Consider the following 19173-nt stretch of genomic DNA (forward strand, 5'->3'; position numbering starts at 1 on the left):
CTCGCTCAACAGGGAAAAGCGATGGCCAACGGCGCCACAATGTGTCTCGCCGTTTCACTGTCTCCGGAAGCCGCCCCTTCCCATCCGCCCGACGCCGGCCCGGACTTCAGTCTGCTGACGCGGTTCGTGCAAGAAGCCGAAGCGGCCGGTCTGGACATGGTGTTGCTGGGCGATTCCGCACCGGTTGCAGGCGGGCCGAACCGCCAAATGCGATTCGAAGCAACGACCTTGGTGGCAGCGCTGGCGACGGTGACAAGCAGGATCGGCCTCGTCGCGGCAGCGTCGACGGTCGCCCACCAGCCCTACAACCTCGCACGCCGTTTCGCCTCGCTCGATATCATCAGCCATGGCCGCGCCGGCTGGAACGCGAGCATGTTTCCCGATCCGCGCGAGGCGGCCAATTTCAGCCGACCGGAAGGGTTTTCCGGCGACGATTTCCGCCTGCGCGCCGAGGAATTCATCGGCATCGTGCAAGGCTTGTGGAAAGGCTGGGACGCAGACGCGCTGCTGTTCGACAAAAGTGGCGGCCGCTTCTTCGATCCTGAAAAGATGCATTTGCTCGACCACAAGGGCGAATATTTTTCCGTGCGCGGGCCGCTCAACGTGGCGCGGTCGCCGCAGGACACGCCGGTGCTGGTCATGTCCGGCCTGTCCGAGCCCGACACGGATATCGCCGCCCGCACCGCCGATGTCGTCCTGCTGGATGAGGCATCGATCGAGCCGGCGAAGGCTGGCGATCTGAAGCGCCGTGCGCTTGCCTTCGGGCGCAGTCCGGAGGCGCTGAAAGTGCTGATGAACGTTACCGTCAGCGCCGAAATAACCGCCGCGCCGGACCTGTTTGCGGACGGGCTCGAAGAGTGCTTTCGCTCGAAAGCCTGCGACGGTTTCAACATCGCCATGCCGTTCACATCGGCGCTCGACGATTTCGTCGGTCTCGTGCTGCCGGAGCTTCGCCGCCGCGGCCTTGACCGGTCCGGCTACAGCGCGGCGACACTGCGCGCCCATCTCGGGCTTGCAGGGGAGGATCGGCAATGAGCGCCGGTCGAGGCCAGATGAAGCTCGGCGCCTTCCTGTGGGCGACAGGCCACCACATCGCCGCCTGGCGCCATCCGCAGGCGCATGTCACGGCTGGCATCGACATCGACCATTACGTCCAGTTGGCGCGGACGGCGGAAGCAGCCAAGTTCGACATGATCTTCTGCGAGGACGCCGCCGGCGTGCGCGAGGCCAATGTCGACATCGCCAGCCAAACGTCGCGCTCGATCGGCTTCGAGCCGATAAGCCTGCTTGCCGCGCTCGCCGTCCAGACGGAGCGCATCGGCCTCGTCTCCACGGCGTCGACGAGCTATAACGAGCCTTACGGACTGGCGCGGACCTTCCTGTCGCTCGACCATCTGAGCGGCGGCCGAGCCGGCTGGAACCTCGTCACTTCGGCGAGCCAGATCGAGGCCGCCAATTTCGGCTCGACCGGACTGCGCCCACATGCGGACCGCTACGAACGCGCGCGCGAATTCGCTGCCGTGGTTACCGGCCTTTGGCGAGGCCAGGGTGGACACGAAGGCAGAAGTTTTTCGGTGCGCGACCCGCTCGATCTGCCGCGCTCGCCACAAGGTGCACCGGTCATGGTTCAGGCGGGAGCGTCGGATGAGGGCCGCGATCTTGCCGCCCGGACCGCCGATGTGGTGTTCACTGCGGCGCAAACATTCGAGGAGGCAAAGGCCTTCTACGACGACCTCAAGGGACGGCTGGCGCCCCATGGGCGCGAGCCGGAGGACGTCAAGATCATGCCCGGCGTCGCGCCGGTCGTCGCGGCAAGCGAAGCGGAAGCCCGGGCAAGACATGATGAACTGCAGGAGCTGATACCGGACGATGTCGGTGTCGCGCTGCTTTCCAGCTATCTCAGCATATCCGATCTCGCGCGCTATCCCATCGACGGACCGCTGCCCGAGCTGCCGGCCAGCGAAGGCATGCAGAGCCGGCAGGCGCTCGTCATCGAGCAATCCCGCCGCGACAAGCTGTCCATTCGCCAGCTTGCCCGTCATTTCGCCGGCGCGCGCGGTCATTGGCGCGTCGTCGGAACTCCGGCCCAGATCGCCGACCAGCTCGAGGCACGCTTCGAGGGCGGCGCGGCAGACGGTTTCAACGTCATGCCATCCTATTTTCCCGGCGAACTCGAAGCCTTTGCCACGCTTGTCGTGCCGGAGCTGCAGCGGCGCGGGCTTTTCCGGAAGGATTATGAAGGTAGCACGCTGCGCGACCATCTGGGCTTGAAAACGCCGGCGTAAAACGACGAGCGGAACGAAAGTCGGAGATCGCCGTTTTGGGATGCTGTGCCGCGGCGATGAGGCGTCTGCGCGCATATTCGATTGACCATCCCAAACTTCGCCCTCTTTTCAAACCACGCGGACGCAACCGCCACAGGAGCCGATCATGGATGCCATCGCCACCCGCAATGACCTGCAATCCAATGCCAAGAAAGAGTGTATCGATCTTCTCAATGCCCGCCTCGCCGACGCCATCGATCTGGCCTTGATCACCAAGCAGGCGCACTGGAACGTCAAGGGACCGCAATTCATCGCCATCCACGAGATGCTCGACACGTTCCGCGAGGAGATCGACGGCCATGTCGACACCATTGCCGAGCGCGCCGTACAGCTCGGCGGCACGGCGCTCGGCACCTCGCAGGAGGTGTCGAAGGCGACTATGCTGGAGGCCTATCCGACCGACATCCACAAGACCCGAGACCATCTGGCGGCGCTGATCGACCGCTATGCCGCAACCGCCAAGCGGGCACGCGCGGCGATCGACGAGGCGGCTGGCGCGGGCGACGCCGACGACATCTTCACCGCCTATTCGCGCTCGCTCGACAAATTGCTGTGGTTCCTTGAGGCGCACACGCAGGAGAAGGAATAGCCAAAACGTCAGCCAGCCATCGCCTTGCGGTGAGAGGCTTTGGACTGAGCGGACGGTGCCGCCGCATGGCCGGCCAACGCTGTCATAATCTCGGCTACGGCGAGTGCGGCGATCACCTGCGGGCGCTTGTCCTTAACGGCATCGCCGCCGATCGGCGAGACGAGGTGGGCAAATTCCGCCTCGCTTCCGTCCGCCGATTTCAGGAACCAGTTCCGGAACGTCGCCTTCTTGGTTCTCGAGCCGATCATGCCGACATAGGCGGCATCCCGGCGTTTCAGAGCCTCGGCGACGATCAGGAAGTCCAGCGCGTGGTCATGTGTAAGGACGACGAAGGCGGATCCAGCCGGGGCTTCGCGCACCATCGCCTCAGGCATCGGCGTCAGCTTGGTTTCGACCGCTTCCGGCATGCCTTTGAGCGCCTCGGCTCGCGTCTCGACAACGACGACATGCACCGGCAGCAAGGCCATCGCGGAGGCCAGCGCCTGGCCGACATGGCCGCCGCCGAGGATGTAGACATGCGGTCGCTGCGCTTCCTCGGTTTCCGCCGCCGCAACCAGCTTGGCTTCAAGCGCGGGGTCGACTAGCTGGATCAGCAGCTCGACCCTACCGCCGCAGCACTGCCCGATGTCCGGGCCGAGCGCGATGTCGAGGGTGGCGCGGATATCCCTCCCCCTTGAGGGGAGGGTGGCGGCGAAGCCGCCGGGTGGGGTCGCCGCGGCAGTGCTCGACGCGCTGGCGGTACCTTCTGAGACGACCCCCTCTGGCCGCTCCGCGGCCATCTCCCCCTCAAGGGGGGAGAAAAGCATCTGTCGCGCTTTGTCGATCGCCATGTATTCGAGCTGGCCGCCGCCGATCGTACCGAAAGTGGCCGATCCTGAGACGAGCATGAAGGCACCCGTCTCGCGCGGCGTCGAACCTTTTGTCCGGGCCACCTCAACGAAGGCGACCCGGCCGGCGCCGGCAAGAAAGGCTTTCAGGCTCTGCACTTTCGCGTTCATCATTTGCGTTCCCTATCGGGAAATATAGAGTTTTTCGGCCTGAATTGCACGTTTTCCGGGATTCAAGTGCCGGTTTTGGCTTCCCGCTTCAGCCGTTCGATCGCCATCAGCACACGCTCCGGCGTGGCCGGCGGGTCGAGGCGCGGGCAGATCTTGTGGCTGGCAACGCTCGCAACTGCGTCCGACAGCGCATGCAGCACCGACATTGCGAGCGGAAAGGGCGGCTCGCCGACCGCCTTGGAGCGGTGCACCGTCGGCTCGCCTGCTTGCGCCCAGTCGGCCAAAGTCACATTAAAAATCTTCGGCCGGTCCGACGCGAGCGGGATCTTGTAGGTCGATGGCGCATGGGTGCGCAGCCGCCCCTTGTCGTCCCACCACAGTTCCTCCGTCGTCAGCCAGCCCATGCCCTGGATGAAGCCGCCCTCGATCTGGCCGAGGTCGATGGCGCGGTTCAGCGAGCGGCCGGTTTCGTGCAGGATGTCGGTGCGCTCGACGACATATTCGCCGGTCAGCGTATCGACCGAGACTTCCGAGCACGCGGCGCCATAGGCGAAATAGTAGAAGGGATGGCCCTCGCCCTTGTCGCGGTCCCAATGGATTTTCGGCGTCTTGTAGAAACCCGCCGCCGAAAGCTGGATGCGCGCCATATAGGCCTGCCTGACGAGATCGGCGAAGGCGATCTCCTGGTTTCCGATGCGCACGCGGTTGGGCAAGAACAGCACCTGGTCGCGCGGCACCTGGTATCTCTCGACGGCGAAATTGATCAACCGGTCCTTGATCTGGCGGGCGGCATTCTGCGCCGCCATGCCGTTGAGATCGGAGCCGGAAGACGCGGCGGTGGCCGAGGTGTTCGGCACCTTGCCGGTCGTCGTCGCGGTGATCTTGACCTGATCGAGGTCGATCTGGAACTCTTCCGCCACGACCTGCGCCACCTTGACATAGAGGCCCTGCCCCATCTCGGTGCCGCCGTGGTTCAGATGCACCGAACCATCGGTATAGACATGCACCAGCGCGCCGGCCTGGTTGTAGTGGGTGGCGGTGAACGAGATGCCGAACTTGACCGGCGTCAGCGCCAGTCCGCGCTTGATGAAGCGGCTGTTGGCATTGAAAGCATCGATGGTGCGGCGGCGCCTCGCATAGTCGGAACTCGCCTCCAGCTCGGCGACGATGCGGTGGATGATGTTGTCCTCGACCGTCTGGTGATAGGGCGTGATGTTTCGGTCGCTGGTGCCGTAGAAATTCTTTTTGCGGATTTCGAGCGGGTCCTTGCCGAGGGCAAACGCAACTTCGTCGATGACGCGCTCGGCGCCGACCATGCCTTGCGGGCCGCCGAAGCCGCGAAAGGCGGTGTTCGATACCGTATTGGTGTAGAGCGGCGCCGATTGCGCGTGCACCGCCGGCCAGAAATAGGTGTTGTCGCAATGGAACAGCGCGCGGTCGGTGACCGGGCCGGAGAGGTCGGCCGAGAAGCCGCAGCGCGCCGCGAACATGAAATCGACGCCCAGAATATTGCCCTCGTCGTCGAAGCCGACCTCGTAGTCGACGAGGAAATCGTGGCGTTTGCCGGTGGCGATCATGTCGTCGTCGCGGTCGGGCCGGATTTTCACGGCCCGATGATGTTTCTTCGCGGCGATAGCGGCCAATGCCGCAAACTGATTGCCTTGCGTTTCCTTACCGCCGAAAGCGCCGCCCATCCGGCGGATTTCCACCGTCACCGCGTGGCTCGGAACACCGAGCGCGTGGCTGACCATGTGCTGGATTTCGCTCGGGTGCTGGGTCGAGGAATAGATGGTGACGTCGTGGTCCTCGCCAGGGATGGCCAAGGCGATATGGCCTTCGAGATAGAAATGCTCCTGGCCGCCTATGCGCATCTTTCCCTTCAGCCGGCGCGGCGCCGCCTTGATCGCAGCCGCTGCATCACCGCGCTTCAGCGTCAGCGGCGGCGTGACCAGCTTATCCATCCGTGGATCGAGCTCACCGACATCGGCGACGAACGGCAATTCCTTGTATTCGACCTTGGCCAGCCTCGTTGCACGGCGCGCCTGCTCGCGGGTTTCGGCAATGACGCAGAAGATCGGCTGGCCAAAGAATTGCACCTTGCCGTCGGCCAGCACCGGCTCGTCGTGACGGCCGGTCGGCGAAATGTCGTTCTCGCCTGGCACGTCGCTCGCCGTCAGCACGTCGATGACGCCGGGTGCGGCGCGCACCGCCGAAAGGTCCATGCTGGTGATGGTGGCATGCGTCGCCGTCGAAAGCCCAAGGCAGCCATGCAGCGTGCCGGCCGGTTCCGGCATGTCGTCGATATAGACGGCCGTGCCACTGACATGCTTGTGCGCGGAATCATGGCGCTGGTCGGTGGCGACGCCGCCGGCGATTTTTTTTGCCTTCAGGTTTGGCGTGGCGTGCTTGTTCATCATGCCGCCTCGTGCCGTGATACCTGGATCGGCGCCCGGGTGCCGGTGGTTTCGGCAAAGAAGCGCAGCAGCAGGTTGCGCGCCGCCAGCGCCCGGTATTCGGCGCTTGCCCGCATGTCGGTCAGCGGCGTGAAATCGTCGGCATACGCGGCCATCGCCGCCTCGACCGTCGCTTCCGTCCAGGGCTTGCCAAGCAATGCCTTTTCGACGCCAAAGGCTCGCTTCGGCGTTGCCGCCATGCCGCCGTAGGCGATGCGCACATCCGCCACCGTGTCATCCTCGGCGAGCTTCAGGATAAACGCGCCTAGCGCTGCTGTGATGTCTTCGTCGCGGCGCTTGGTGATCTTGTAGACGGCAAATTTCGTCTCGCTGCCTGGCACCGGGACATGCACGGCCTCGACGAATTCGCCGGGCTGCCGGTCCTGTCGGCCATAAGCGATGAAAAAATCCTCCAGCGGGATCGTCCGCCGCTTGTCGCCGCGGCGCAGCGTCAGGCGGGCACCGAGTGCGATCAGCGGCGGCGGCGTGTCGCCGATCGGCGAACCGTTGGCGATATTGCCGCCGATGGTGCCCATGTTGCGCACCTGATCGCCGCCGATGCGATCGAACAGCGGGCCGAGCGCCGTGATGCGTTTCGCCAGCATCGAGAAGGCTTCGCTATAGGTGACACCGGCGCCGATCGAGATGACGCCTTTGTCCTCGGAAATCCCGCACAGACCGTCGAGATTGCCGATGAAAATCGCCGGCGCAATATCGCGCATGTGCTTGGTCACCCAAAGGCCGACATCGGTCGAACCCGCGACGATAGTGGCTGCCGGCTCCTTGACCAGCACGCTGGCCAGATCGTCGGCATTGGCCGGCACGATCAGCCGCATGCTGCCGGAGCCGATCTCGATGCGCGAACCGTCCTTCATCGCTTCGAGCTTAGCCGTGACTGACTTGCGCTCCGCCGCCAGCGGATCCTTTGCCGCCGGGCCGTAGCTGGAGATGGCACGTGCGGCGCGCATGATCGCCTCGTAGCCGGTGCAGCGGCAGAGATTGCCTTGCAGCGCCTTTTCGATGGCGGCGTCCGACGGCTCCGGCGTCCGCATCCACAGAGCATAAAGCGACATGACGAAACCCGGTGTGCAGAAGCCGCATTGCGAGCCGTGGAAATCGACCATCGCCTGCTGCACGGGATGCAGTTTTCCTGCGTCGCCGCGCAGATGCTCGACGGTCACTACATGCGTGCCGTCTAGCGAGCCAAGGAAGCGGATGCAGGCATTGACGCTTTCATAGACCAGTGTTCCACCGGAGAGCCTGCCGACCAGCACCGTGCAGGCGCCACAGTCGCCCTCGGCGCAACCTTCCTTGGTGCCGCGCAGCGAGCGGTCGAGCCGCAGCCAGTCGAGCAGGGTCTGGTCGGGTGCAACCGTGCCGAGCGCGACGTCCTCGCCATTGAGGATGAAGCGGATTTCGTTGCGTGTCTTGATCCCTGCCATCTCAGCTTCCCCGGTAGGTCGAATAACCGTACGGCGACAGAAGCAGCGGCACATGATAGTGCATCGGCTCGGCCATACCGAAGCGGATCGGCACATGGTCGAGGAAGGCCGGTTCCGGCAGTTTTGTCCCTTGCCGGCGCAGATAATCGCCGGCCGCAAAGACCAGCTCGTATTCGCCGGTACGGAATTCCGCGCCGGCAAGCAGCGGAGCATCGCAACGGCCGTCATCATTGGTGACGACCGTTTTCAGATGCGTCCGGGCCTGACCGTCAAGATGATAGAGCTCGATCGACAGACCGGCCGCCGGTTTACCGGCCGCAGTGTCGAGGACGTGGGTCGTCAGGCGCCCGCCTTCGGCTTTCGACGTTTCCGCCACTGGCTGCTCCATTCCCTGCACAGTCGAACACTATTCATGAATTGTGCGCCAATTAAAGGCGATGCATAAGTCCCGGTCGAGCGGACCGCGACAAAAACACTTTCAAAAATTTCGGGGGAATGCGCAGGCACTCCTTTCGACTATCCTGATCACAATTTCCGGCAGGAGCGAGAATGCGTTACGAACGAGACATGCGCGGCTACGGAGCCAATCCGCCGGATCCGAAATGGCCCGGCGGGGCGCATGTCGCGGTGCAGTTCGTCGTCAATTACGAAGAGGGCGGCGAGAATTGCGTCCTGCACGGCGACAAGGCTTCGGAGGCTTTCCTGTCGGAGATCGTCGGCGCCGCGCCCTGGCCCGGCCAGCGCCACTGGAACATGGAATCGATCTACGAATACGGCGCCCGAGCGGGCTTCTGGCGATTGCTGCGCCTATTCAGCGCGGCGCAAGTGCCGGTCACCTGCTATGGCGTCGCCACGGCCCTGGCGCGTTCGCCCGACCAGGTTGCGGCGATGCAGGAGGCCGGCTGGGAGATCGCTTCGCACGGGCTGAAATGGATCGACTACCGCGACCATGCGCCAGAAGACGAGCGCCGCGACATGGAGGCGGCGATCCGGCTGCATTATGAGGTGACAGGGGCGCGGCCGACCGGCTGGTACACCGGCCGCACCTCGATCAACACGGTGCGGCTGGCGGCGGAAGAGGGCGGCTTCGATTATGTGTCGGACACCTATGACGACGAACTGCCCTACTGGTTCGAGCATGCGGCACCGGACGGGTCGGCGAAGCCGCAGCTGGTCATCCCCTATACGCTCGACGCCAACGACATGCGCTTTGCCACGCCGCAAGGCTTCAACTCGGGCGACCAATTCTTTGCCTATCTCAAGGATAGTTTCGATACGCTCTATGCCGAGGGCAAGGCAGGACGGCCGCGCATGATGAACATCGGCCTGCACTGCCGCCTCGTCGGCCGGCCGGGCCGGGTCGCGGCACTGAAGCGCTTCATCGACTACGTCAAATCACACGACAAGGTCTGGCTGGCACGGCGCATCGACATCGCAAAACATTGGCAGGAGACGCATCCGTTCCGGTTGCCGGCGCTGCGCCCGTCGAAAATGGAATTCGAGGCCTTCGTCCATACATTTGGCGGCGTGTTCGAGCATTCGCCGTGGATTGCCGAGCGCGCTTATGAGCTGGAGCTCGGCCCGGCGCATGACAGTGCCGGCGGCCTGCACAATGCGCTCTGCCGCGTCTTTCGCGCGGCAAGCGAGGCCGAGCGGCTTTCCGTGCTCAATGCCCACCCCGACCTTGCCGGAAAACTGGCGCAGGCCAAGCGGCTGACGGCGGAATCCTCGAGGGAACAGGCTTCGGCCGGCCTCGACGCGCTGACCGACAAGGAGCGCGAGCTGTTCGCAAAACTCAATGCCGCCTACGTCACCAGTTTCGGTTTCCCCTTCATTATTGCGGTGAAAGGCAAGACCAAGGGGGAGATCCTGGCCGAGTTCGAGGCGCGTATTGGCAACAGCCACGATGTCGAATTCGAAACCGCCTGCAGACAGGTCGAGCGCATCGCGCTGCTTCGTCTCAAGGACATGCTTCCGCAATAGGCTTTGGCTGCCGCGATAGGCCCTGGCTTCCGCAACAGGCTTGAATTTATGGATATGATGAAAATGGCCGAGCGAACCTATTATGCGCCGCAGGGCGGACATCCCGGCCAGAGCGAATTGCTGACCGGCCGCGCTGTGTTCACACAGGCCTATGCCGTCATCCCCAAGGGCGTGATGCAGGACATCGTCACCAGCGCCTTGCCGTTCTGGGATGGGACACGCGTCTGGGTGCTGTCGCGGCCGCTGTCGGGTTTTGCCGAGACGTTTTCGCAATATATCGTCGAGCTCGCGCCTGGCGGCGGCAGCGACCACCCTGAGCTTGACGCCGCCGCCGAAGGTGCGCTGTTCGTGGTCGAAGGCGAGCTAAGCGTTTCGCTTGCCGGCAAGAAACATAGCTTAATGCCGGGCGGCTTTGCCTTCCTGCCGCCGGCGAGTGGGTGGACGGTGCACAATGAAAGCGGCGCCGCCGTCCGCTTCCACTGGATCCGCAAGACTTATGATGCAGTCGACGGCATCGAGCCGCCGCAAGCGTTCTTCGTCAACGAACAGGAAATCGCGCCGACGCCGATGCCGGGTACCGAAGGCCGATGGGCGACCACGCGCTTCGTCGATCCGGCCGACATGCGTCACGACATGCATGTCACCATCGTCACGCTCGAGCCGGGCGCGGTCATTCCTTTCGCCGAGACGCATGTCATGGAGCACGGGCTCTATGTGCTGGAGGGCAAGGCGGTCTATCGTCTCAACCAGGATTGGGTCGAGGTCGAGGCTGGCGACTATATGTGGCTGCGCGCCTTCTGCCCGCAGGCTTGTTATGCCGGCGGGCCAGGCAAATTCCGCTATCTCCTCTACAAGGACGTCAACCGCCACGCCAAGCTTGGCAGCGCCGGCGTCGCGAGACCTACACCATGACCCGCATCGTCGCGCGGCCGCTGACCCGCGAGAATTTCGCCGAATTCGGCGACGTCATCGATATGGGCGGCGACAACCACTATCCGATCAATGGCGGCAAGGCCGAGCGCTACCATGACCTCGCCACCGCGGAAGCACGAGGGCCGAATGCGCGCGTGCTGATCTCGATGGTGCGTGGCACGCCCTATGAGCTGCCGTTGAAGCTTACCATGGTGGAGCGCCATCCGTTTGGCAGCCAGGCCTTCATCCCGCTGTCACCACGGCCGTTCCTGGTCGTCGTCTGCCATGACGGCGAGGAGGGCCCGGGCGAGCCGCATGCCTTCATCACCGCGCCCGGGCAAGGCATCAACTATCCGCGCAATTTGTGGCACGGCGTGCTGACGCCGATCGGCGAGCCGCAGGACTTCCTGGTCGTCGACCGTGGCGGCGACGACTCCAATCTCGAAGAGTGCCATTTCTCGCACGCCTACGAGATACATCTTCCCGATGGGAGCCGGTGATGACCGACATTTCGCTGATCGACCGCCTGCTCGATGTCATAGAGCACGACATCGTGCCGAAGACGGCCGAGGGCGTCGCGCATGGCAACAAGTTGTTCGGCGCGGCGATCCTGCGCAAGGACGACCGCTCGCTGGTGCTTGCCGAAACCAATAACGAGACCGAAAACCCGCTCTGGCACGGCGAGGTGCACTGCCTGAAGCGCTTCTACGAACTGCCGAAAGCCGAGCGCGTCGACACCAGGGAGGCTATCTTCCTCGCCACCCACGAGCCCTGCTCGCTCTGTCTGTCGGCGATCACCTGGACCGGCTTCGACAATTTCTTCTATCTGTTCAGCCACGAGGACTCGCGCGACAGCTTCGACATCCCGCACGATTTGAAGATCCTGAAAGAGGTCTTCACCCTCGATCCCGGCGGCTACAATGCCGAGAATGCCTATTGGAAGAGCTTTTCGATCCGCAAATTGGTGCGCTCGCTGCCGGACCCCGAGCGCGGTCGGCTGGAAGCGCGCATCCACACAATATCAACGCGCTATGACGAATTGTCCGGCGCCTATCAGGCCGGCAAGGACGAAAACGACATTCCGCTGAATTGACGCGGATTGACCAGCCGAATTCGTTGACTGGCCCATGACGCGCTCTCACGGGCTCCATCATCTGGCGCTCCTGGAGTTCGCCCGCATGAAAATCGTCACTGAATTCCCCCGAAAGATCGTCGAATTTCCGGATATGGGGATCATCATGCCGGACGGCTGCCGGCTGTCGGCGCGGGTGTGGATGCCGGCCGATGCTGCCGACGACCCAGTGCCGGCAATCCTCGAACACCTGCCCTATCGCAAGCGCGACGGCACGATCTATCGTGATCAGCTGACGCATCCCTATTTTGCCGGCCACGGCTACGCCTCGATCCGCGTCGACATGCGCGGCAATGGCGATTCCGAAGGGCTGATGGACGACGAATATTCCGAGCAGGAATTGCAGGACGCTTGCGACGTCATCGCCTGGGCGGCGGACCAGCCCTGGTGCAACGGCAATGTCGGCATGATGGGCATTTCGTGGGGCGGCTTCAACTGCCTGCAGGTGGCGTCTAAGCAGCCGCCGGCGCTGAAGGCGGCCATCAGTCTCTGTTCGACGGTCGACCGCTATGCCGACGACATCCACTACAAGGGCGGCTGCCTGCTGATCGAGAATTTCGGCTGGGCCTCGACCATGCTGTCCTATTCGTCAAGGCCGCCGGATCCGTTGCTGGCCGGCGACAACAGATGGCGCGACCTGTGGCTGACCAGGCTGGAGAACCAGCCATTCCTGGCACCGCTGTGGCTGAAGCACCAGCATCGCGACGCCTATTGGAGGCGCGGCTCGATCTGCGAGGACTATTCCGCCATCCATGCCGCGGTGCTGTCGATCGGCGGCTGGCATGATGGCTATCGCAATACGATTTCCCATCTCGCCGTCAATATCGAGGCGCCGGTCAAGGGCATCGTCGGCCCGTGGATCCACAAATACCCGCATTACGCCGCGCCCGAACCGCGCATCGGCTTCCTGCAGGAGGCCTTGCGCTGGTGGGACCGCTGGCTGAAGGACATCGACACCGGCGTCGAGGCCGACCCCGCCTACCGCGCCTATGTCATGGACAGCGTGCGTCCGGCACGCTGGCATCCCGAGCGGCCGGGCCGCTGGGTCGCTGAATCGGAATGGCCGTCACCCAACATCAAGACGCAAGAGGTTGAGCTTATCGCTGAAGGCAACCACGCTATCGTCGCTTCGCCGCAAAGCTGCGGCCTCGCCGGCGGCGAATATTTCCCCTTCACCTTCGGCCCGGAACTGCCGGGTGACCAGCGCCCCGACGATGCGCTGTCGGTGTGCTTCGACCAGCCGGTGCTGACCGAAACGGTCGACATTGTCGGTGCTCCCGAAGTTGTGGTCAGCGTCTCGTCGGACCGGCGCCAGGCGAACATCGCGGTTCGGCTGTGCGACGTCCATCCGGACGGGGCATCGGAGCTGATCTCGTACGGCGTGCTCAACCTGACGCATCGCAACTCGCACGAATTTCCCGAAGCGCTGGTGCCCGGCGAAACCGTCAGCGCCCGGGTGGTGCTCGACCAATGCGCCTATCGCGTGCCGGCCGGCCATCGCTTGCGCGTTGCCGTTTCGAACGCCTACTGGCCGATGATCTGGCCGTCGCCGGAGCCGGTCCGGCTCGAATTGTCGGCCGCGACATTGATGCTGCCGGTACGCCCGCCGGCGACAGGCGACGAGGTCACCTTCCCCGCTCCCGAAGGTGCTGCGCCCTGGGCAACGGAGACGCTTCGGCCCGCCAATTCCGAGCGTCATGTCGATCGCGACGAAAAGACCGGAATGATTACGCTTTCCATCGTCGACGATTTCGGTGAGGTGCGCGACCTGGAGCATGGCCTCGCCAATGGCAGCATCGCCAGAGAGACATGGGCGATCCATCCCGACAATCCGCTGTCAGCCTCGGGCAAGACGCATTGGACCCAGACGCTGTCGCGAAATGGATGGTCGGTGCGCACCGAAACCTTCGCCGAAATGCGGTCCGACGCGCAAAGCTTCGTGGTTAGCGCCAGAATCGAAGCCTACGAAGGCGAAAAACTGGTCTTCGAGCGCAACTTCGAGGAGAAAATCCCGCGCGCACTGCTTTGAGCGCTTATAGCGATTGGTCCAATTGCGACGCACGATTTACGCCACGGCATGTCGCATTCGGTCTTGCTTACCGCTTTCCCTTACGGTCATTATTCTCCCGATAGAAATGAGAAAAACGACCATAAGGTCGGACCAGCAGAGTGAGGAACTCAACATGTCGAACGAACTGGAATATCTGAGCCGGCGCGTTGCGTCCGGCAAGCTGAGCCGTCGCGATTTTCTCGGCCGGGCAGCAGCGCTTGGCGTCACCGCAACCATCGCCAATTCGCTGCTATCCAGCGCTTCCCGCGCGGCGGGTCCGGTCAAGGGCGGCACGCTCAAGGCCGGCCTGGTCGGTGGCGAGTCCACCAACAGCCTCGATCCGGCGCTGTTTATGACGCAGGTGCCGTTCGCCTTCGGCAAGATGTGGGGCGAACTGATCGTCGAACTGTCTCCCGAAGGCAAGCTCGAGAACCGCATCGCCGAGGAGATCGGCTCGTCGGACGACGCCAAGACCTGGACGCTGAAGATCCGCGATGGCGTCGAGTTCCACAACGGCAAGAAGGTGACCGCAGAGGACGTGGCCGCCACCCTCGAACGCCATTCGGACGAGAAGTCAAAGTCCGGTGCGCTCGGTTATATGAAAGGCATCGAGAGCATCAAGGCCAGCGGCAAGGAAGTGGTGCTGACGCTGAAGGAGCCGAATGCCGACCTGCCCTACCTGCTTAGCGACTATCACCTGATCATTCAGCCGAATGGCGGCAAGGACAAGGCCGATGCCGGCATCTCGGCGGGTCCTTACAAGGTCACCACCAACGAGCCCGGCGTGCGCCATGGCGGCGAGCGCTTCGCCAATTATTGGCAGGGCGACAAGATGGGCCATGCCGACCAGATAGAGATCATCGTCATCAACGACGCCACGGCGCGCACGGCCGCCCTGCAGGGCGGCCAGGTCCACATGATCAACCGCGTCGAGCCGAAGATCGTCGATCTGATCAAGCGCGTGCCCGGCGTCACCATCCGCAACCATTCGGGACCCGGCCACTACGTCTTCATCATGCACTGCAACACCGCGCCGTTCGACAACAACGATTTGCGGATGGCGTTGAAGCTGGCGATCGACCGCGAGGAGATGCTGAACAAGGTGCTGCGTGGCTATGGCTCGCTCGGCAACGACTTCCCGATCAATGCATCGTACCCGCTATTCACCGAAATCGAGCAGCGCAAATACGATCCCGACAAGGCCAAGTTCCACTACAAGAAGTCGGGCCATGACGGTGCCGTCCTGCTCCGGACGTCGGACGTCGCCTTCCCCGGTGCCGTCGATGCTGCACAGCTGTTCCAGCAGAGTGCTGCCAAGGCCGGCATCACGCTGGAGATCAAGCGCGAGCCGGGCGACGGCTATTGGTCGGAAGTCTGGAACAAGCAGCCCTTCTGCGCCTCCTACTGGGGCGGCCGGTCGACGCAGGACCAGATGTACTCGACTGCCTATCTGTCGACGGCCGACTGGAACGACACACGGTTCAAGCGTCCGGATTTCGACAAGATGGTGCTGGCGGCTCGCGCCGAGCTCGACGAGGCCAAGCGCAAGGCAATGTACCACGACATGGCTGTGATGGTGCGCGACGAGGGCGGCCTGATCCTGCCGATGTTCAATCAGTTTATCGACGCGACGGGCGCCAAGGTTGCCGGGTGGGTGGATGATCCGCATCAGGAGTTGATGAACGGATATGCTCTGGCGAAGTGCTGGCTCGAAGCCTGAGCCCGGCCTTGCGGATATGTCCTCACCCATCGTGAAACTGGTGGCCCAGCGCATTGCGCTGGGCATTCTGCTGCTGTTGGCCGTTTCGGTCCTGATCTTCGCCGGCACCCAGATCCTGCCCGGCGACGTCGCGCAAGCCATCCTAGGACAGTCGGCGACACCGGAGTCGCTCGCCAATCTGCGCGAGCAGCTCGGCCTCAATGATCCCGCTTACATCCGTTATTTTCGCTGGCTCGGCGGCATTCTGACCGGTGATCTCGGCACGGCGATGTCGAGCGGTCAGGATATCGCAACCTCTATCAAGGGAAGGCTGTGGAACACGCTGTTCCTCGCCTTCTGGGCGGCGGTCGTCGCGGTGCCGCTGGCGATCATCCTCGGGCTGATCGCGGTGCGCTACCGCAATGGCTGGGTCGACAAGCTGATCTCGGGACTGGCGCTGGCCTCGACGTCCTTCCCGGAATTCTTCGTCGGCTATGTGCTCGTCTTTTTCTTCGCGGTGCAACATCAATGGTTTCCCGCCATTTCCACTGTCTATGACGGGATGCCTTTCGGCGAACGCATTCAGGCCATCGCACTGCCGGCGGCGGCGCTGACCCTGGTGGTGCTAGCCCATATGATGCGCATGACGCGCGCCGCGATCCTCAATGTCATGCAGTCGGCCTATGTCGAAACCGCCGAACTCAAGGGGCTTTCGGCCTTCGCGGTCATCCGCAGGCATGCCTTCCCCAATGCCATTGCGCCGATCATCAACGTCGTGATGCTCAATCTCGCTTACCTGATCGTCGGCGTCGTCGTGGTCGAAGTTATCTTTGTCTATCCAGGCATGGGCCAATACCTCGTCGACCACGTCACCAAGCGTGACGTGCCGGTGGTGCAGGCGGTCGGGCTGATCTTCGCCGCCGTCTACATCAGCCTGAACATCATCGCGGACATAGCGGCGATCATCGCCAATCCGCGCCTCAGACATCCGAAATGAGGGGGGCGGGTATGCTCGTCATCAAACGCATCCCCATCCCGGCATTGGTCGGCATCGTGCTGACGGCGCTGTTCGTGCTGGCAGCAATTTTTGCGCCGTGGATCGCGCCGCATGGCAATGCCGAGATCGTCAGCGACGTCCCTTGGGAACCGATGTCGGCGGCGCATTGGCTGGGCACCGACAATCTCGGCCGCGATCTGATGTCGCGCATGATCTACGGCGCCCGAATCACCCTGTTCATCGCGGTGCTGGCGACCGCGCTGTCGTTCTCGCTCGGTGCCATCCTCGGCTTCTCGGCCGCGGTGTTCGGCGGCTGGTTCGACACGCTTCTGTCGCGTCTCGTCGATCTCCTGATGTCGATCCCGACATTGATCATGGCCCTTGTCGTGCTGTCGGTGCTGCCATCCAATCTGGTGACGCTGATCCTGGTCATGGGCGTTCTGGATTCGACCCGCGTCTACCGCCTGTCGAGGGCGGTCGCCGTCGACATCAACGTCATGGATTATGTCGAGGCGGCCAAATTGCGCGGCGAAGGCAGCGGCTGGATCATCTTCCGCGAGATCCTGCCCAATGCGCTGTCGCCGCTGGTTTCGGAACTCGGCCTGCGCTTCATCTATGCCGTACTGTTCCTGTCGACGCTGTCCTTCCTCGGCCTTGGCGTGCAGCCGCCTAGCGCCGATTGGGGCGGCATGGTCAAGGAAAACAAGGACGGCATCGTCTTCGGCATAGGCGCCGCCCTCATTCCGGCGGCGGCGATCGCAGCGCTGGCGATTTCCGTCAATCTCGTCGCCGACTGGGTGCTCAACCGCACGACAAGCCTGAAGGGAGGACGCGGGTAATGGCTGACAAGCAACCGAAGCCCGGGCAACCGAAGCCCGGGCAACCGAAGTCCGGCGTGCTGCTCGACATTCGCAATCTGCGCATCGAGGCCACGGTATACCCGCCGGGTGAGGCGCCGAAGAACATCGTGCTGGTGCACGATGTCTCGCTGACGCTGGAGAAGGGCAAGGTGCTTGGCCTGATCGGCGAGTCCGGCGCCGGCAAATCGACCATCGGCCTGTCGTCGATGGGCTACGGCCGCGGCGGCGTGCGCATCACCGGCGGCGAGGTCATCCTCAATGGCCGCGACATCCTGAAGGGCGGCAACGAAGGATTTCGCAAATTGCGCGGCCGCGAGGTCTGCTATGTCGCGCAATCGGCGGCAGCCGCCTTCAATCCGGCGCACAGGCTGATGGACCAGGTGGTCGAGGCAGCACTCCTGCACGGCACGGCGACGCGGGCCGAAGCCGAAAAGCGCGCCGTGGCGCTGTTCAAGAAGCTCAGCCTGCCGAACCCCGAAAGCATCGGCGAGCGCTTCCCCCACCAGGTCTCGGGCGGTCAGCTGCAGCGCGTGATGACGGCAATGGCGCTGTGCTCGGAACCCGACCTGATCGTCTTCGACGAGCCGACCACGGCGCTCGACGTGACGACGCAGATCGACGTCTTGGCGGCGATCAAGGATGCCATCCGCGACACGCATGTCGCGGCGCTCTACATCACTCACGACCTTGCCGTCGTCGCCCAGGTCTCGGACGAGATCATGGTGCTGCGCCACGGCCGGCTGGTCGAATGGGGCGGCACCCGCCAGATCATCAAGGAGCCGCGCCAGGAATACACCAACGCGCTGGTTTCGGTGCATGAGATCGAACACCAGGAGCAGAAGCCTGGCACGAGCCCGTTCCTGTCGGTCAAGAACATCACCGCCGCCTATGGCCGCAGTCACATCAAGGTGCTGAAGAACGTCTCGATCGATATTTTCCCCGGCCAGACGCTGGCGGTGGTCGGCGAGTCCGGCTCCGGCAAATCGACACTGGCGCGCGCCATCACCGGCCTCTTGCCGCCCGAACAAGGCACCGTCACCTTCGACGGACGGCCGCTCGCCAACCGGCTTGCCGACCGGCCGAAAGAGGATCTTCGCCAACTGCAGATGATCTACCAGATGGCCGACGTGGCGATGAACCCGCGCCAGACGGTCGGCACCATCATCGGCCGGCCGCTGGAATTCTATTTCGGTCTGCGCGGAAGGCAACGTGACGCCCGTGTCGCGGAACTGCTCGACAAGATCGAAATGGGCAAAGGCTATGTCGACCGCTATCCGGCCGAGCTTTCGGGCGGCCAGAAGCAGCGCGTCTGCATCGCCCGCTCGCTCGCCGCAAAGCCGAAGCTGATCATCTGCGACGAGGTGACCTCGGCGCTCGATCCGCTGGTCGCCCACGGCATACTGGAGCTGCTCCTCGGGCTGCAGAAAGAGGAAAACGTCGCCTATCTGTTCATCACCCACGACCTGGCCACGGTCAAGTCGATCGCCGATTCAATCGCCGTGATGTATCGCGGCGAAGTGGTGCGCTACGGCGCCAAGAGCACCGTGCTGACGCCACCCTTCGATGCCTACACCGATCTTTTGCTATCGTCGGTGCCAGAAATGGAGATCGGCTGGCTAGAGAAAGCGATCAAGGGACGGCGCATGGCCAGCGCGGGGAACTAGCGGGCCGCCCTTTGCGCCCGACGATCCTGTCCGGGCGTGGATTGAACGGCAGGCCCGCCCTGACTTTTCC

Annotated in this window: 16 protein-coding genes; 12 read left to right on the forward strand and 4 right to left on the reverse strand. The window is 63.5% G+C overall.

Going from position 1 to position 19173, the window contains the following annotated elements:
* Positions 1-21 precede the first annotated feature (21 nt).
* From NKJ73_RS03750 to dps, 3 genes are all read left to right on the forward strand, one after another.
* On the forward strand, positions 22-1035 hold the full coding sequence (locus NKJ73_RS03750) for an LLM class flavin-dependent oxidoreductase (RefSeq protein WP_031211656.1): 1014 nt from the start codon (positions 22-24) through the stop codon (positions 1033-1035).
* Positions 1032-2285, forward strand: coding sequence for an LLM class flavin-dependent oxidoreductase (locus NKJ73_RS03755; protein ID WP_023676227.1), 1254 nt, complete (start codon positions 1032-1034; stop codon positions 2283-2285). The genes NKJ73_RS03750 and NKJ73_RS03755 overlap by 4 nt, the downstream gene beginning before the upstream one ends.
* Before the next feature lie 145 nt (positions 2286-2430).
* Positions 2431-2913, forward strand: a complete 483-nt coding sequence (gene dps, locus NKJ73_RS03760) for a DNA starvation/stationary phase protection protein Dps (protein WP_352568397.1) — start codon at positions 2431-2433, stop codon at positions 2911-2913.
* Between the two features lie 8 nt (positions 2914-2921).
* Here the strand turns inward: dps and xdhC are convergent, their stop codons facing one another.
* The 4 genes from xdhC to uraH form a co-directional block, all read right to left on the reverse strand.
* Entirely contained in the window at positions 2922-3911 is a 990-nt protein-coding gene (gene xdhC, locus NKJ73_RS03765) for a xanthine dehydrogenase accessory protein XdhC (protein ID WP_023676225.1), read from the reverse strand.
* A gap of 62 nt (positions 3912-3973) precedes the next feature.
* The gene (xdhB, locus tag NKJ73_RS03770; RefSeq protein ID WP_023676224.1) at positions 3974-6325 is read right to left on the reverse strand and encodes a xanthine dehydrogenase molybdopterin binding subunit; all 2352 of its coding nucleotides are present in this window, start codon (positions 6323-6325) and stop codon (positions 3974-3976) included.
* Positions 6325-7806 (reverse strand): xanthine dehydrogenase small subunit, encoded by a 1482-nt coding sequence (gene xdhA, locus NKJ73_RS03775; protein ID WP_352568398.1) that lies wholly within the window; start codon positions 7804-7806, stop codon positions 6325-6327. Before xdhA ends, xdhB begins: the two co-directional genes overlap by 1 nt.
* Position 7807: 1 nt before the next feature.
* Positions 7808-8182, reverse strand: a complete 375-nt coding sequence (uraH, locus tag NKJ73_RS03780) for a hydroxyisourate hydrolase (RefSeq protein ID WP_023676223.1) — start codon at positions 8180-8182, stop codon at positions 7808-7810.
* A 173-nt stretch (positions 8183-8355) separates the two neighbouring features.
* Between uraH and puuE the strand changes: the two genes are divergently transcribed.
* From puuE to NKJ73_RS03825, 9 genes are all read left to right on the forward strand, one after another.
* Positions 8356-9789 carry an allantoinase PuuE gene (puuE, locus tag NKJ73_RS03785; RefSeq protein ID WP_023676222.1) on the forward strand — a complete coding sequence of 478 codons (1434 nt, stop codon included), beginning with the start codon at positions 8356-8358 and terminating at the stop codon, positions 9787-9789.
* A gap of 63 nt (positions 9790-9852) precedes the next feature.
* Positions 9853-10701, forward strand: coding sequence for a bifunctional allantoicase/(S)-ureidoglycine aminohydrolase (locus NKJ73_RS03790; protein WP_502896636.1), 849 nt, complete (start codon positions 9853-9855; stop codon positions 10699-10701).
* Positions 10698-11201: an ureidoglycolate lyase gene (locus NKJ73_RS03795; protein ID WP_352568400.1), complete on the forward strand. Its 504-nt coding sequence runs from the start codon at positions 10698-10700 to the stop codon at positions 11199-11201. The genes NKJ73_RS03790 and NKJ73_RS03795 overlap by 4 nt, the downstream gene beginning before the upstream one ends.
* Positions 11201-11794, forward strand: coding sequence for a nucleoside deaminase (locus tag NKJ73_RS03800; RefSeq protein ID WP_031211650.1), 594 nt, complete (start codon positions 11201-11203; stop codon positions 11792-11794). The genes NKJ73_RS03795 and NKJ73_RS03800 overlap by 1 nt, the downstream gene beginning before the upstream one ends.
* A gap of 85 nt (positions 11795-11879) precedes the next feature.
* Positions 11880-13862, forward strand: coding sequence for a CocE/NonD family hydrolase (locus NKJ73_RS03805; RefSeq protein ID WP_352568401.1), 1983 nt, complete (start codon positions 11880-11882; stop codon positions 13860-13862).
* 154 nt (positions 13863-14016) lie between these two features.
* Positions 14017-15603, forward strand: a complete 1587-nt coding sequence (locus NKJ73_RS03810; RefSeq protein ID WP_023676219.1) for an ABC transporter substrate-binding protein — start codon at positions 14017-14019, stop codon at positions 15601-15603.
* 16 nt (positions 15604-15619) lie between these two features.
* Positions 15620-16579, forward strand: coding sequence for an ABC transporter permease (locus tag NKJ73_RS03815; protein WP_023676218.1), 960 nt, complete (start codon positions 15620-15622; stop codon positions 16577-16579).
* Positions 16580-16590: 11 nt separating this feature from the next.
* Positions 16591-17418 (forward strand): ABC transporter permease, encoded by an 828-nt coding sequence (locus NKJ73_RS03820; protein WP_352568402.1) that lies wholly within the window; start codon positions 16591-16593, stop codon positions 17416-17418.
* Positions 17418-19103 carry an ABC transporter ATP-binding protein gene (locus tag NKJ73_RS03825; RefSeq protein WP_023676216.1) on the forward strand — a complete coding sequence of 562 codons (1686 nt, stop codon included), beginning with the start codon at positions 17418-17420 and terminating at the stop codon, positions 19101-19103. The genes NKJ73_RS03820 and NKJ73_RS03825 overlap by 1 nt, the downstream gene beginning before the upstream one ends.
* Positions 19104-19173 lie beyond the last annotated feature (70 nt).

This window comes from Mesorhizobium sp. M0074, assembly GCF_040322975.1.
In the GTDB taxonomy this organism is placed as follows: Bacteria; Pseudomonadota; Alphaproteobacteria; order Rhizobiales; family Rhizobiaceae; genus Mesorhizobium.

Coding starts and splice junctions, on each gene's coding strand:
- NKJ73_RS03755 (WP_023676227.1), top strand. CDS start 1,032: ATGAGCGCCGGTCGAGGCCAGATGAAGCTCGGCGCCTTCCTGTGGGCG.
- xdhC (WP_023676225.1), bottom strand. CDS start 3,911: ATGAACGCGAAAGTGCAGAGCCTGAAAGCCTTTCTTGCCGGCGCCGGC.
- NKJ73_RS03795 (WP_352568400.1), top strand. CDS start 10,698: ATGACCCGCATCGTCGCGCGGCCGCTGACCCGCGAGAATTTCGCCGAA.
- xdhA (WP_352568398.1), bottom strand. CDS start 7,806: ATGGCAGGGATCAAGACACGCAACGAAATCCGCTTCATCCTCAATGGC.
- dps (WP_352568397.1), top strand. CDS start 2,431: ATGGATGCCATCGCCACCCGCAATGACCTGCAATCCAATGCCAAGAAA.
- NKJ73_RS03790 (WP_502896636.1), top strand. CDS start 9,853: ATGGCCGAGCGAACCTATTATGCGCCGCAGGGCGGACATCCCGGCCAG.
- NKJ73_RS03810 (WP_023676219.1), top strand. CDS start 14,017: ATGTCGAACGAACTGGAATATCTGAGCCGGCGCGTTGCGTCCGGCAAG.
- NKJ73_RS03820 (WP_352568402.1), top strand. CDS start 16,591: ATGCTCGTCATCAAACGCATCCCCATCCCGGCATTGGTCGGCATCGTG.
- NKJ73_RS03750 (WP_031211656.1), top strand. CDS start 22: ATGGCCAACGGCGCCACAATGTGTCTCGCCGTTTCACTGTCTCCGGAA.
- NKJ73_RS03815 (WP_023676218.1), top strand. CDS start 15,620: ATGTCCTCACCCATCGTGAAACTGGTGGCCCAGCGCATTGCGCTGGGC.
- NKJ73_RS03825 (WP_023676216.1), top strand. CDS start 17,418: ATGGCTGACAAGCAACCGAAGCCCGGGCAACCGAAGCCCGGGCAACCG.
- xdhB (WP_023676224.1), bottom strand. CDS start 6,325: ATGAACAAGCACGCCACGCCAAACCTGAAGGCAAAAAAAATCGCCGGC.
- NKJ73_RS03800 (WP_031211650.1), top strand. CDS start 11,201: ATGACCGACATTTCGCTGATCGACCGCCTGCTCGATGTCATAGAGCAC.
- NKJ73_RS03805 (WP_352568401.1), top strand. CDS start 11,880: ATGAAAATCGTCACTGAATTCCCCCGAAAGATCGTCGAATTTCCGGAT.
- puuE (WP_023676222.1), top strand. CDS start 8,356: ATGCGTTACGAACGAGACATGCGCGGCTACGGAGCCAATCCGCCGGAT.